Source organism: Galbibacter orientalis DSM 19592 (genome assembly GCF_000260115.1).
Taxonomy (GTDB): Bacteria; Bacteroidota; Bacteroidia; order Flavobacteriales; family Flavobacteriaceae; genus Galbibacter; species Galbibacter orientalis.
On the sequence record NZ_JH651379.1, the window covers coordinates 1 to 13,104 of the forward strand.

16 protein-coding genes are annotated in these 13,104 nt (G+C 37.0%); 4 read left to right on the top strand and 12 right to left on the bottom strand.

Annotated features, from left to right (window positions below; genetic code table 11):
- The 9 genes from JOOMADRAFT_RS00005 to JOOMADRAFT_RS00050 all read right to left on the bottom strand — a co-directional run.
- The coding region (locus JOOMADRAFT_RS00005) for an efflux RND transporter permease subunit (protein WP_008610521.1) at window positions 1-715 on the bottom strand (715 nt) is incomplete at its 3' end.
- A gap of 119 nt (window positions 716-834) precedes the next feature.
- Window positions 835-1,164: a hypothetical protein gene (locus JOOMADRAFT_RS00010; protein ID WP_245547630.1), complete on the bottom strand. Its 330-nt coding sequence runs from the start codon at window positions 1,162-1,164 to the stop codon at window positions 835-837.
- A gap of 131 nt (window positions 1,165-1,295) precedes the next feature.
- Window positions 1,296-2,504: a site-specific integrase gene (locus JOOMADRAFT_RS00015; protein WP_008610523.1), complete on the bottom strand. Its 1,209-nt coding sequence runs from the start codon at window positions 2,502-2,504 to the stop codon at window positions 1,296-1,298.
- Between the two features lie 354 nt (window positions 2,505-2,858).
- Window positions 2,859-4,121, bottom strand: a complete 1,263-nt coding sequence (locus JOOMADRAFT_RS00020) for a type II toxin-antitoxin system HipA family toxin (RefSeq protein ID WP_008610525.1) — start codon at window positions 4,119-4,121, stop codon at window positions 2,859-2,861.
- The gene (locus tag JOOMADRAFT_RS00025) at window positions 4,121-4,441 is read right to left on the bottom strand and encodes a helix-turn-helix domain-containing protein (protein ID WP_008610526.1); all 321 of its coding nucleotides are present in this window, start codon (window positions 4,439-4,441) and stop codon (window positions 4,121-4,123) included. Before JOOMADRAFT_RS00025 ends, JOOMADRAFT_RS00020 begins: the two co-directional genes overlap by 1 nt.
- 331 nt (window positions 4,442-4,772) lie before the next feature.
- Window positions 4,773-5,669, bottom strand: a complete 897-nt coding sequence (locus JOOMADRAFT_RS00035) for a DMT family transporter (protein ID WP_008610527.1) — start codon at window positions 5,667-5,669, stop codon at window positions 4,773-4,775.
- Window positions 5,670-5,936: 267 nt separating this feature from the next.
- Complete coding sequence (locus tag JOOMADRAFT_RS20080; RefSeq protein WP_008610528.1) at window positions 5,937-6,104, bottom strand: hypothetical protein; 168 nt, start codon at window positions 6,102-6,104, stop codon at window positions 5,937-5,939.
- 13 nt (window positions 6,105-6,117) lie between these two features.
- On the bottom strand, window positions 6,118-7,023 hold the full coding sequence (locus JOOMADRAFT_RS00045) for an NAD(P)/FAD-dependent oxidoreductase (RefSeq protein ID WP_008610529.1): 906 nt from the start codon (window positions 7,021-7,023) through the stop codon (window positions 6,118-6,120).
- 51 nt (window positions 7,024-7,074) lie between these two features.
- The gene (locus JOOMADRAFT_RS00050; protein WP_008610530.1) at window positions 7,075-7,629 is read right to left on the bottom strand and encodes a TetR/AcrR family transcriptional regulator; all 555 of its coding nucleotides are present in this window, start codon (window positions 7,627-7,629) and stop codon (window positions 7,075-7,077) included.
- Between the two features lie 304 nt (window positions 7,630-7,933).
- Here JOOMADRAFT_RS00050 and JOOMADRAFT_RS00055 point away from each other — a divergent pair, with 304 nt between their 5' ends.
- Complete coding sequence (locus JOOMADRAFT_RS00055; protein WP_008610531.1) at window positions 7,934-8,767, top strand: SDR family NAD(P)-dependent oxidoreductase; 834 nt, start codon at window positions 7,934-7,936, stop codon at window positions 8,765-8,767.
- Window positions 8,709-9,686, top strand: coding sequence for a helix-turn-helix domain-containing protein (locus JOOMADRAFT_RS00060; RefSeq protein WP_211206186.1), 978 nt, complete (start codon window positions 8,709-8,711; stop codon window positions 9,684-9,686). Before JOOMADRAFT_RS00055 ends, JOOMADRAFT_RS00060 begins: the two co-directional genes overlap by 59 nt.
- Window positions 9,687-9,862: 176 nt before the next feature.
- Here JOOMADRAFT_RS00060 and JOOMADRAFT_RS00065 read toward each other — a convergent pair whose 3' ends face one another.
- Genes JOOMADRAFT_RS00065 through JOOMADRAFT_RS00075 form a run of 3 tightly spaced genes read right to left on the bottom strand, consistent with a single transcriptional unit; the run spans window position 9,863 to window position 12,031 of the window.
- Window positions 9,863-10,624 (bottom strand): NADPH-dependent F420 reductase, encoded by a 762-nt coding sequence (locus JOOMADRAFT_RS00065; RefSeq protein ID WP_008610533.1) that lies wholly within the window; start codon window positions 10,622-10,624, stop codon window positions 9,863-9,865.
- Window positions 10,625-10,683: 59 nt separating this feature from the next.
- Entirely contained in the window at window positions 10,684-11,718 is a 1,035-nt protein-coding gene (locus JOOMADRAFT_RS00070) for an LLM class flavin-dependent oxidoreductase (protein WP_008610534.1), read from the bottom strand.
- A gap of 37 nt (window positions 11,719-11,755) precedes the next feature.
- Window positions 11,756-12,031: an ArsR/SmtB family transcription factor gene (locus JOOMADRAFT_RS00075; RefSeq protein WP_008610536.1), complete on the bottom strand. Its 276-nt coding sequence runs from the start codon at window positions 12,029-12,031 to the stop codon at window positions 11,756-11,758.
- A 573-nt stretch (window positions 12,032-12,604) separates the two neighbouring features.
- On the opposite strand from JOOMADRAFT_RS00075, the gene JOOMADRAFT_RS20250 reads away from it, so the two are divergent.
- A complete protein-coding gene (locus tag JOOMADRAFT_RS20250) occupies window positions 12,605-12,748 on the top strand; it encodes a hypothetical protein (protein ID WP_169313480.1) in 144 nt (47 codons plus the stop codon).
- A gap of 10 nt (window positions 12,749-12,758) precedes the next feature.
- On the top strand, window positions 12,759-13,103 hold the full coding sequence (locus tag JOOMADRAFT_RS00080) for a single-stranded DNA-binding protein (RefSeq protein ID WP_008610538.1): 345 nt from the start codon (window positions 12,759-12,761) through the stop codon (window positions 13,101-13,103).
- The last annotated feature ends 1 nt before the right edge of the window (window position 13,104 follow it).

Consider the following 13,104-nt stretch of genomic DNA (forward strand, 5'->3'; position numbering starts at 1 on the left):
CCTCACCACGGATAAAATTGGCCATATTATTTTTTTCTATATATGCACCGCCTGTATTAACATTATTTTTTTGCAGGGCATCGAAGACTTGGGAAATAGAAACGTTTAACGCATTCAGTTTTTCGGGATTAATGGCAATTTCATATTGTTTTATAGAGCCCCCAAATGAATTTACCTCTACTACACCTTCGACGAGGGTCATTTGACGCTTTACGATCCAATCCTGGATGGTACGCAATTCCGTAGGGGAATAAACAGTGTCATACTCTTTTTGGGGCTTTATCGTATATTGATAAATCTCACCCAAACCTGTAGTAATGGGCCCCATAGCGGGACTTCCAAATTTTTCAGGTATTTGGTCCCTGACTTCGTTCAGTTTTTCCTGAACCAGTTGTCGGGGTTTGTAAATGCCCATATCGTCCTCAAAAACAATTGTAACCACGGAAAGGCCAAACCGGGAAACAGATCGTATTTCCGTAACCCCGGGCAGGTTCCCCATTGAGAGTTCTACAGGATAGGTTACAAATTGTTCAATATCTTCTGTTGCAAGATTAGGTGATTGGGTGATCACCTGAACCTGGTTGTTAGTAATATCTGGCACCGATCCCAGGTTGACGGTCATCATGGACCAAATACCCGTACCTATAAGCGCTAAGGTAAGTAGCCCAATAATAAATTTATTATTAATGGAAAATGAAATGATTTTGTTAATCATAGAAAAAGTATTAATTCAGTTTAAACTGCGCAATGCGAATAGATGCAATGCGTTTATGATGTAATGCTTACTTTAAAAAAGCACCAAGTTAGGACATAGCTATCCTTAAAATAACTGAATTATACTTGAGGGGGTTGGAAAAGCGCTTCCAGATATCTGGAATGGAAGTTGATTTTATAGAAGTTGTTCTGTTTTTCATTTTCAATCTTTAATCGATTGAATAGAGGTATATTGTTGTTAGCTATTAATAATACAGGATGACAACATTGATGATGGGAATGGACTGGCATATTCTCCTTATCCTGATCGTTATGATGCCCTTCATTTTTTGAATCATTATCGATGTAATCTTCAACTACATATTCAAGGAAAGAGTCGCCATAAACTTTATGGTCTTGATAATGGGTAATAACGTTTGAAATTTCTTTAATTGGTCCACAAAAGTCCATATCAATGCTAATTCCCTGAAAAAAGAATAAAATTGACATTGATATGGAAAAAAATATTTTCATAAAGTTTGACAAAGATACAAATTAATCGATGCACAGGTTGTGCAAAAAAAATGCTTGGCGGGTAAAGCTTAAAAGTTGATTACACTATCCAATGCCTTATCCGCATCTTTGTGAATAAAGTTTGCTTGGTAATTTATAGTTGTAGTGATGGATGAATGACGGTAAAGTTTTTGGAGCATTTGAATAGGGATTTTATCGCCTGAGATATTACCAAAACTATGTCTTGCAATGTGCATACTCATCTTTTTGGTTATGCCCAGTTTTGTAGCAACTTTTTTCAAGTGTCTGTTTAGGTTTCGCGTTATGGTCTGTGTTCTTACAGAGACCTTCTGCGAATCGTCTAAATCGATATCTTTAAGGTAATGAAAAATTAAATCGTTATCAAGACTATATTTCTCTCGATATCTATTAAGTATTGCACTCGCCTTGTCGGGTGTTTTAAGCGTAACCAATTTACTGTTTTTGTTCATACGATAAACTAACCTGCCATCATTAAAGTCAGACCATTTTAATTTTAAAACATCGCCAACCCTTATCCCAGCGAAATAAAAACTAATGAGCCATACGTGAACTGCGTTCTGTTGAGCCTCGGTTAAGTCTGTGGCATTTTCTAATTTCTGAATTTCTTTGCGGTTCAGTCCAATCTTTTGTGATTCAGGGATTCTTATCTGCACTTTCCCTTTTCCGAATGGATATCTGCCCCGGTCAACTAAAGATTCAGATATGGCGAGGTTGTAAATAGTTCGTATTAGAATCAGATAGTTCACTACCGTTCTCGGCGAACGTTTTTTATCATGAAGCAAGTAGGTCTCGAATTTTTTGAGAAGTGGGACATTAAGCTCATTAAACGATAACTCATTTTTTCTGAGAAAACTCTTAAACTTTTTAAGACGACCTAGCTCAGTATCGTATTGGTGATGCTTTTCCCTATTCTTTAAGTTTTCAAGATGCATATCTGCCACGGCAAAGAAATTAATTTTTTTGTTTTGCCTAATTTTTTTCTTGATCGCATTGACGGTTTGATAATCTTCGTTATTTTCAGCTTCTAAGACTTTTTTATTTGCCTCAGCAATTTTAGTAATTAAAAAGTTATTGATGATGTTGGCATTGGGGTGGGACTTTCTAATACATCTATTTTTTTCATCCCAATGCTTTTCCTCAATATGTTGCCCGGTTCCCAAATAGGAACTTTTTCTGTCTTTGGTGATCCTGATAGCTATCGGATAACAACCTTCCGGATTTTTTTTCTTGCGGAGTACTGCTTTAACTGTTGCCATAATAATTGCTTTAGATTATAAAGATAATAAAAACAGGTACAACATAGGTACAACATTTTATGCTTTTAATTGATATTATTTGGTTGCATATATTATTAAAAGTAGGTTAAATAATTGGTTATCAGTGTTATTGTATATTGTTGATGTTATGCGGTAAAACACTCATAACCCGAAGGTCACTGGTTCGAGTCCAGTTCCCGCTACTAGCAATGACAAGGCTTCACAGAAATGTGAAGCCTTTCTTTTTTGCAATGGGTACAGAATAGGTACAGAATCATAGCATTTTCAATTTGACATTTCTCTTGATTTCAAATGATATCATTTTGTAGCAAAAAACAGTATTGATGAAATATTTTAATACTTAAACGCATTTTTCATTAATTCCATTTCATTTCTGGAGATACCCAAATCAATAGCCATTTGCTCCCATTGGGCCACATTCTGCTGAATTGTATTGATAACAGCATTGGCTTTTTTTTCTTTTAACCGAAAATAAGGAGCGACTTCTCTTACTAAGTCTAAATCCAAAGCATTTTCATTTTCCGAAATATTAAGTTTTAAACCAGTACCATTTGGAGTTGGATTGATATCATAAGCCGGCGAAAGTATCCAACCGGAATCCGTTAAAAGGAATCCGTGATTGCGAAGGTGATCATCCGTATTCGAAATACAAACATTAAACGCAATACGTCTCCATAACTTCTGGAGATCGTTATCAACATCAGCTCCATTCTGCATTAAAAATTCCAGAAGTTCCAAATAACTAACCCCATCTTGATAGTCCGTTCCATCAGTATATCCTAATAAGGTCATTGCAGAAGCAAAATGAATACGGGTGCCATCGTTTTTACGATCAAATCGTTGGGTTAGAAATGTATGTTGATGGTGTGAAAATTTTTGTATCCTTGACGGTGCCATATCAATACCGGATTGAATCGCAAGTCGATAGGCAAGCATTTCCCAAGCACCCATATCTTGCTGGTCATTTTGGCTTGGAAATTTAGCAATCCATAAACTTCCTTCTGTATCCCGAATATTTGCCTTGGGTCTTGCTCCTCCCAAGGAAGACCCTGGTGCCATTAGCATATTGAGCCATTTTAGGTATTTCGGATTGTCTGGGGCGTTTTCTTTTTCAAGTTGTAAGCTGGCAAATTCAAGGTCTCTAAGTGCAGCGAAAGGTGGGGCAGCCATCGCTTCATTATCATCTAAAAAAGCACCGTTCTGTACTGTTTTAAAACGAAGTCCTCCCATTCGGTTATTATCGTAAACCCCGAGTAGATAATCCGACTCCATTAAAGTTTTAGGCCGGCGTTCTTCTTTCCTAGCTTTAGCAGCCTCTTTACGCATCATTAGGACTCGACCCCACCGATCAGGTGAAGAATCTAAAAAAATACCGAAATTGGATTTCTCATTGTTGAGGTACTGGGTACCTTCGAATAATTGTAAATCTGGATCTATGATTTGGGCATAATCCGATTGTAACCACCCTTTATCATATTCAAAAGAAAATATTTCTTTCCCTCTAGATGGCGTGACATATAAACTCCCCATTAGGAATGGTGAGTCTATTCCATCCCAATGCGCATATACCAATATTTCTTTTCGTTCCTGTGTCATTATTTCTTGGTATTTTTTGGACCACGTTCCTTAACGGTTAGATCAGCATCCTGTATTTTTCTGCCCAATATATCATCGTCGGCCAAAATCAATATATCCTTCTCCAGACCTAATACTAATAAAACTTGGAGAATAATACCTAAAGAAACTGAAGGACTCCCTTTTTCTAGGGAAGAAAGTGTGGGACGGGAAATCCCTGCTCGTTCTGAAACCTGATCCATCGTTAGTTTCCTGCGTAAGCGTGCCAACTTGATATTTTCTCCCACTGCTTGTAAAAGCTTCTTATTTTTAGGTAGTAATATAATACTGCTTCTAGACATAACGTTAAATATATTTTGCAAATATATGGAATAAAGTAAATAGTATTTTACGTTACGAAAAAATTTTTTGTTTCCATTGGATGTTTATCCAACTTTTTTACAAATAATTTTAGAAAATTTTTCGGAAGGTGTGTCGCTTGGAATTTTTATGGGTTCATTTATTTCTTCAGCTTTAACCAATCCGTATGCTCCAAACTCTTTTTCCAATGAATGTGAGTCATAAAAGAATAGTTCTATCCCGTGTTTAGTGAGGTATGTATTTCTGCTGATTTACTCACCTTTTCCGAATCGGGCATCATTCGTAGAAAGTGCTATAAAAATCATAATACCTCTATTTTGATTTTATAATCAGGAACAATCCAATCAGAAGAATTAAAGCTCCTGGCCAAAACAAGAAATCGGGAATTTCATCTAGGAATATAATCGCTAAAAATGCGGCCAACAGTGGGGTAAGCAACCTTAATGACGTAACTGTGACCGAAACCAAAACCGAAGAAGCGTAGGCATAACACAGTGTAGGTAAAAGGGTAGCTAAAATTCCTAAGGCCAAGAAGTAATATAAGGCATTAAAATCCAGAAAATTAATAATAGAACCCATATCTCCAGAAAAACCAATGATAAGGAGGCTTATGGCACTGCCGACAAAAAATGTAAAAAAACTTGCTAGTTGTGAGGAGGGTTTTTTCTCAATTGGAATGTTCCTATAAAAAATAGAATATAATGCCATTGCTGCCCCGGCAACTAATGCCATAAAATCTCCTAATAAATGCAACGTACCAGAAGAAAATTGGGGAGAGGAATTTCCTGAGATCACTACTAAAATCACTCCAATCATTCCCAAAGATATGCCCCATATTTCCTGAGACGAAATTGAAAGACCTTTACTTCTTTTGTAAATCAAGGCAAACAATGGAGTTGTATTAGTAAGTATGGAGACTTCTGCTACCGGCGCAATCTGATAAGAGGTCACAACCAGCAAAAAATAGCAGGCCATAAGAGTTCCCAATCCCCAGGCTTGTTTAGACTTCCATATTTTTTTGCCTAATGAGTTTTGGCGAATCAAGAAAAATAAAAGAATAAATATCAGACCAATAAAACAACGTCCAGCTATAATTTCCAAGGCAGAAAAATCCTTTAAAAATCGTACAAAGATACCTGTAGTTGACCAAGCCAATGCTGAGAACAAAGCAGCTAAAAAGCCTAATTGCTTGGTATTTTTAAAACTCATAACTTGTAATTGGTTTTAATGTTAAGATATTATTTTGTCATGAGGTAGTTCTCAATTGCTAAAGTAATTCATAAAAAATACCCAGTCGAAATATTATCTAACTAATAATTGATAACAAATAGCTTTTATAAAATGATAAATGAACCAATTTTTTATTTCCTTTTTGCTATTATGAAATAATTTTCTATTATTTATGAACATATTTTGTCTTTAAGAATGTGTCATTCATAACCGTTTTGGTTTATAGAGAAAATTATATTCTGTACATTAATTAGCTCCTTCAACACGTAAAATGCTATGATCACAAGGATAGTTTGCTATGGGTGTCTCTATATCAAAGTCAATCTTTAAATCGGAGAAAGAGATTTTAAGGCATTTTATCATCTGGTTTCCAGACATTTGATTTGGAGTATTGGTGATGAATACTTCAATCATTATCTTAATTTTATTAAAAATGTTCTTTGGTCAATTCGGCGTTGACCATTGCGCCGGCGAGGTTTCCATTGGCCACGGCAGTAGCCACAGAACGCATCATTGTCGAATTATCTCCACAGACATAGATACCCTCAATAGTTGTTTGCTGAAATTCATTGACCTTGATATGGCCGTGCTCTGTCAATTCACAGCCTAAAGAAACCGGTATGTCGGAATGTTGAGTAGTTGGAAATCCTGCATAAACTGCATCGAAAACTACTTTTTCTCCAGTACTAAAGATTACCTTCTGGAGATAGCCCTCCTGATGTTCAAGTTCTGAAATTTCAGTTTCGATGATATTTATATTATGCGATTCCAGTTTAGCCAGTTGTTCGGATGAGAAATCTGCTTTGCCGGTCGTCAGGATGGTTAAATGATCTGTGAGGTTGTTCACTAGTGAAGCTAGGTGAAATGCACGCTCACCATTCGCCATAATACCTGTTTTCTTATTTCGAAATTCATAACCGTGACAATAGGGACAATGGATCATCGAAATTCCCCAACATTCTGCAAAACCCCTGATATTGGGAATCAAATCCTTTATCCCGGTAGCAAAGATCACCTTCTTGGTAGTAAATTTTTCCCCTGATTTAATAATAACTGAGAAGCCATTTTTACTTTTTTCCGCATTGACAGCAAGATCATTAACAAAATCTATTGTTTTGTATTTTAGAACTTGTTCTTTGGCTTTTGCCGCTATTTCTGCTGGAGGAATGCCATCCTGTGTAATAAAATTATGCGAATGCGGGGTCTGCCGATTACAGGGATGACCGTTATCAATAATCAACACTTTTCGCAGGGAGCGTCCTAATGCCATTGCTGCGGAGAGGCCAGCATAACTTCCGCCCACTATAATTACTTCAAAATTTTTAGTACTCATTGTTTTAAATTTAAACTGTCTCAGAAATGAGACATATTGATGTAAATTTTTTTAAGGTGCTATTGCTTTTATATAGGAAGTCCAGGCGAGCTCCTTGATTTCCTCAAAACTTTTAGTTGTGGTTTGCCTTGCGTTGACCGTACTTTCAATAATTCCGGAATGTAAAACCTGTATCCATTCTGGGGACATTGCTGGACTTATCTTACCCTCTTTCTGTAATTCGATGATAATACCTTGGAATTGGTTATAGATATGATCGTAATCCGCACAATTCTTATTTTGGTGGGTATGTTTATGATCTTTACTTTGATGCAGTTTATAAAAAACGGAATATTTTGCTCCACAATCAATTCCGGCGTAGAGCATCCGTTCTAATTGAATGAGAGCATCATCGCTGCTCTGAATAGCCGATATCATTGCTTTTTTGCAGCTTGATTCTATGGCTTGTTTGCAAACTGCTACAAGTTCATTCCGATCTTTAAAGTAACGATGCAATGTTCTTCTGGTCACTGCTGCATTATCCGCAACTTTTTGCAAAGGAGCAGATAGGTCTTCATTGAAGATCCTGATGGCAGATTCTATGATTCGTTTTTTTGTATGGGTCATAAGACAAGGCAAAGATATAAATATTTCTCAAATGTGTGACATTTGAATTTGGTACAATATTTTCCAATATAAAGTATAATTAGTCCAAAAGGCATTATTCTTTTATGGAGTTTACTCAGCACATTCCTCCATTTTAGAAAAAAGCCTGTCCTGAGCATAGTCGAAGGGCAATATTTCGAGCAATGAATTTTTTTACAAAGTCTCGAACACCAACCACAATTCAATTTGAATACTAAAATCCCTTATTTGATTACTTTTAACTTTTAAGCCTTCAATAAGTTTGTGTGTAAAAAAAACAATATATATGAGCACACAAAAAGTTTGGTTTATTACAGGAGCGTCCAAAGGGATGGGCCTTGAAATTACAAAAACAGTTTTAAAAAACGGAGGTAAAGTAATTGCAACTTCCAGAAATACGGAAACGCTTTTAGAAAAAATCGCGGATTACAAGGGCAATCTACTTCCCGTAAAGTTGGACATTACCAAAGAACATGACGTGGAAGAAGCTATTTCCAAGGGTATAGAAAAATTTGGTCAAATAGATGTCGTGGTCAATAATGCAGGATATAACCTGTTGGGGAATATTGAGGAACTAAGTGATACCGAGTTTAGGGAAACAATGAGCATAAATGTCTTTGCACTGGCCAATACCATCAGGAAAGTCTTGCCGCATTTACGCAAGCAAAAATCAGGGCATATCATTAACACTTCATCAATGATGGGCTATATGGGGTATGCGGGTAATGGAAGCTATAATGCGTCCAAATTTGCTGTGATCGGACTATCAGAGGCTCTTGCCCAAGAAGTTGCTCCTTTTGGGATAAAAGTAACGATTCTTGCACCAGGAACATTTCGTACAAATTTTATGAGCGAGGACAGTCTCAATGTGGCGAAAAATAAAATTGACGCATATAATTTAGATGAACAGGTTGAACAGTTTACGGGATTTGATGGCAAACAATTGGGAAATCCGAAAAAATTAGCGGAAGTTTTACTTAAAATTACCGAAATGTCAAATCCACCCTTACATCTTTCTTTAGGTTCCGACAGCTACAACGCTATTTTAGAGGTACGCAAAAATGAGGAAGAAGAAATGGAAAAATGGAAAGAACTATCTTTATCTACTGATTTTAAATAATTATAAAGTGAAAAAAGCTGCTCCATATAGAATCGGGTCCATTTCTGAACTCCACCGTTTATTCGGTTTGCCAAAGCCAGACCATCCACTGGTGAGTGTTATCAATTTTGAACTTTTGAAATTTGGAGATAGCGAAATCTGGAAAAATTTTTATTATTATTTTTATTGCGTTGCCTGTAAAAAAGGATCTTCGGGTAAGTTCAAATACGGGCAACGTCATTATGATTTTGAAGAGGGTATTATGAGTTTTACCAAACCCGGACAAATTTTTTCCGTTACAGATGTTACAGATGATCCAGTATCAGGATATATGCTAATATTTAAACCTGATCTTATTCGCCATTATGGATTAGGAAAAGTCATTGGAAACTATGGCTTTTTTTCATATTCCAGAGCTGAAGCCCTACATCTTTCGGAAAAAGAGGACGAAATAATTATGTCCCTTCTTCAGCAAATGCAGGACGAACTAAAAACCAACATAGATGGTTATAGCCAAGGTCTTGTTGTTTCACATATTGAACTACTTCTCAACTATGCGGATCGTTTTCATAATAGGCAATTTCTTACTCGAAGTGCGGTAAATAACGATCTACTTACCGAAATCGAAAGCCTGCTGACCGACTATCTAAATAGCGAATCGGCACTTTTGGGCCTGCCAACAGTACAATTTTTATCGGAAAAGCTTAATTTATCTCCTAATTATTTGAGTGATATGTTACGAAGCCTTACTGGACAAAATGCCCAGACCTATATTCAGAAATTTGTAATCGATAAAGCCAAAGACCTTCTTTCAACGACCAATTTAAGCGTAAAAGAAATAGCTTATGATTTAGGTTTCGAGCATCCACAGTCATTTAGTACGATGTTCAAAAAGAAAATCCAAAAAACCCCCCTGCAATTTAGAGCTTCATTCAATTAAACAATTACTGCTAACCACATAAAAAAATACTATCGAAATAAATAAGAATCAATTTGGGTAATCTCTTCAGACTATTTTCTTGCTTTTCAAAAAGCGATCTTATTGTAAAAGAGCTACATTCCCGGAAAAAGACGATTCTCACACAATTTTCACCCCCTACAAATATTGGAATTCCTTCAGGCTTTATATTCCTGTCCTACACTTTCATAAGACATTGACCGGTTTAAAGCTACTATCTTATCGTGATCTTGTTGAAGGTCATATTCTTGAAGTTTATCCATTATTTTATCTCTTGTTTCAGGAGCCTTGTTCCGAACTGCAATATCAAGGGCTTTTTTTAGTTCCGCTGCATTAAGTTCTGTACAATATGCAGGTGTACCGGGCTGTTGCCTCCAAGAGTCAGAAAGGTTACCCGTGTCAACAGTATCAAATCCTGTAATATCTGCCAATTGAGAAGCAGCTTTTTTATGCTCTGGGTTATCTCCAGCGACGGCAATGGCTATCCTATCTTTTCCCCCAGAGGCCTTTCCTTTATTTTTAAAGGTGTACTCCATAATATTATTGAAGAGTTTGGTAAGCGGTCTGCCCAAAACACTGGAAATATAATCGCTTTCGGTCTTATCATTTAATTCGGGGATATCGCCATCACGCATCGGATAATAGTTGGACGTATCAATTATGACAACATCTTTTGGTACATCCTTCAATAAATCTTTCGGTAAATTTTTATAGGCGCTGAAGGGCATTGAAAAGATAATAACATCTACATCTTTTACAACATCTTGCGTAGATGCCGCTTCTGCTCCCAGGTCTTCTGCAATTTTCTTAAGTTCGGGCATTTCCCTGGTATTGGTAACTTTTACCGAATTCCCGGCATTGGCAAATTTCCGTGCAAGGATGCTTCCTATGGCTCCTGTTCCTAAAATTCCTATGTTCATATCTATGTTTTTTAAATTATTAATTTCTGTTTACTTGTTATGGTTTATTAAATCAATTGCTAAGCATTGTAAGAATATGCAGGTTTTTCTTGGTTGATTTCAGTCATAATTTCGCCGAACAATTGGGTGGATTTTATGCGGTCTTCAACTGAATACATCGTAGCCACGGCAATAAGTTCATCAACGCCCGTTTCCTCTAAAAACACTTTGGTCTGTTTTTTTACACTTTCTTTGCTTCCCACAAAAGAATATTTTAACATTTGGTGCACCGAAGGATGATTATACATTCCTTTGAGCTCTTCAGTCATTGGAGAAGGGGGCTGTAAAGGATCTTTTGCCCCCGTAAGTACCCCCACAAACATCCTGATAACCGTGGTAAACAACTTTTCGGCCTCCTCATTGGTATCAGCTACAAATACGTTGACACCGGCCATTGTGTAGGGCTTTTCTAGAAATTCAGAAGCTTTAAATTCCTGCTCATAAATCCGTAGCGAATTATGTAAATGCGTCGAGGCAAAGTGACTCGCAAAGGCGTAGGGCAAACCTTTTGCTGCGGCCAAATGGGCACTATCGGTACTGGAACCCAAAATATATAAGGGTACGTCAGTTCCTTCAGCAATTGTTGCGCGGACTTTCGCGCTCTTATTCTCCAATGAAAAATACTGCTGAATTTTCTCTATTTCCTTTGGGAAAGAATGCGCCGCTTTCATAAAATCTGAACGAATGGCCCGCGCAGTTTGTGGGTCTGTACCCGGCGCCCTTCCAAGGCCCAGGTCGATACGGTCGGGGTATAGATGAGCAAGGGTTCCAAATTGCTCTGCTATAATCAAAGGGGAATGATTGGGTAGCATAATCCCGCCCGAACCTATCCGTAAACTGTTTGTATTTTCTGCAACATAACCTATAAGTATTGAGGTGGCGCTGCTGCCTATATGTTCGGCATTGTGGTGCTCTGCAAACCAATAGCGCTTGTAGTTGGAAGTTTCTGCTACTTTTGCAAGTGCCAAAGAATTGTTCAGGGTTTTTTTTATGGTACCACCTTTGGGAACCAGGGCGAGTTCTAAGATAGAATATTCTGTTTTTTTAGTATTCATATATTTATATGTTTCGATGTGTTATTCAAATAAAAAATCATAATCTCTTTAATGTTGACAGGTAGGCATCCAAAATATCACAATTTAAAGAGTAAAAATAAAAACGACCCTCTTTGTGCGGCTCTATTAGTTCTGCTTCCACCAATTTTTTGATATGATGGCTTACAGAAGGTTGTGCTAAATTGAGGGATGAAGTAATTGTGGTACATTCCAACTTACCCTTATGAGATTGTATGGCCTTTAAAATCTTAAGCCGGTTACTATCCCCAAGTGCTTTCGATATTTTTTCTATTTGTTTTAAGTTCAAAATCAACTATTATATATTTATAAATGCAAATGTATAAATAATTAATGAAGTTATTAAAGCATTTAAGCTTATTCTACCTATTTAGGATTTCCCCTTAGGTTCAATAGATTATTTTATTCCAAGCAATTTGTTCCGCTCAGCACATTCCCTTGCATTCCACGAAAAGCTACATTCCAGGCGGCAGCGCTTCCCTAAAAAGTATTGGATACCATCCCCAATTTCTCCTTTCCATTCCGTTAACCCTTCCCGTCCCGATAGCTATCGAAACTAGAAAACAACACTACATTCCCAATCCAAAACCGTGAACGGAGTCCGCTCCATCGGAATTCCATTTAATCATTTGGTGCCGCTTCCTATATATTGGTACTTCACAAAAGTCTTTAGACCTACTCCCGCACCCTCACTGTCCCTCCCTTTTTTTGACAGCAAAATACCAACATTTGGAAGTTGAAACGGACTGCATAACCGGTCGTCCCTCCCTTTTATAAGTCCTTATCAATTCCAAATATTGAAACTGTATCAGCAACAAAAAAAGGTAACAGCGAGGGCGCTATGGGAAGTAAATCTAAAATGAATCTTATGAAATCGTACAAAAACATCAAAAAGGAAGCGGCACCAAAAAAAACAAAAAAGGAAAACGCTCAAGATATAATAAGTAAATCACTTCAAAAAAATACAAACGCAAACTGTCCGAATGGTTCGGATAGCATTATTAATCTTTAAATATTTTATTATGAGTACTTTAAAAAATCACGTACAGTTAATCGGAAATGTTGGGCAAGAACCAACCATTACCAACCTTGAAAGCGGTAAAAAAATAGCCCGTTTTTCAATCGCCACAAATGAACACTACAAAAACAACAAGGGCGAAAAAGTGCAGTCCACAGATTGGCACACCGTTGTGGCTTGGGGCAAGACTGCTGAGATTATCGAAAATTATGTCGGCAAGGGAAAAGAAATAGCCATTACTGGAAAATTGAGAACCCGCACCTATACCACCGATGACGGAAACCAACGCTATGTAACCGAAGTGGAAGCAAAGGAAGTCCTTTTGCTCGGAAATAAAAATGATAAGTAAT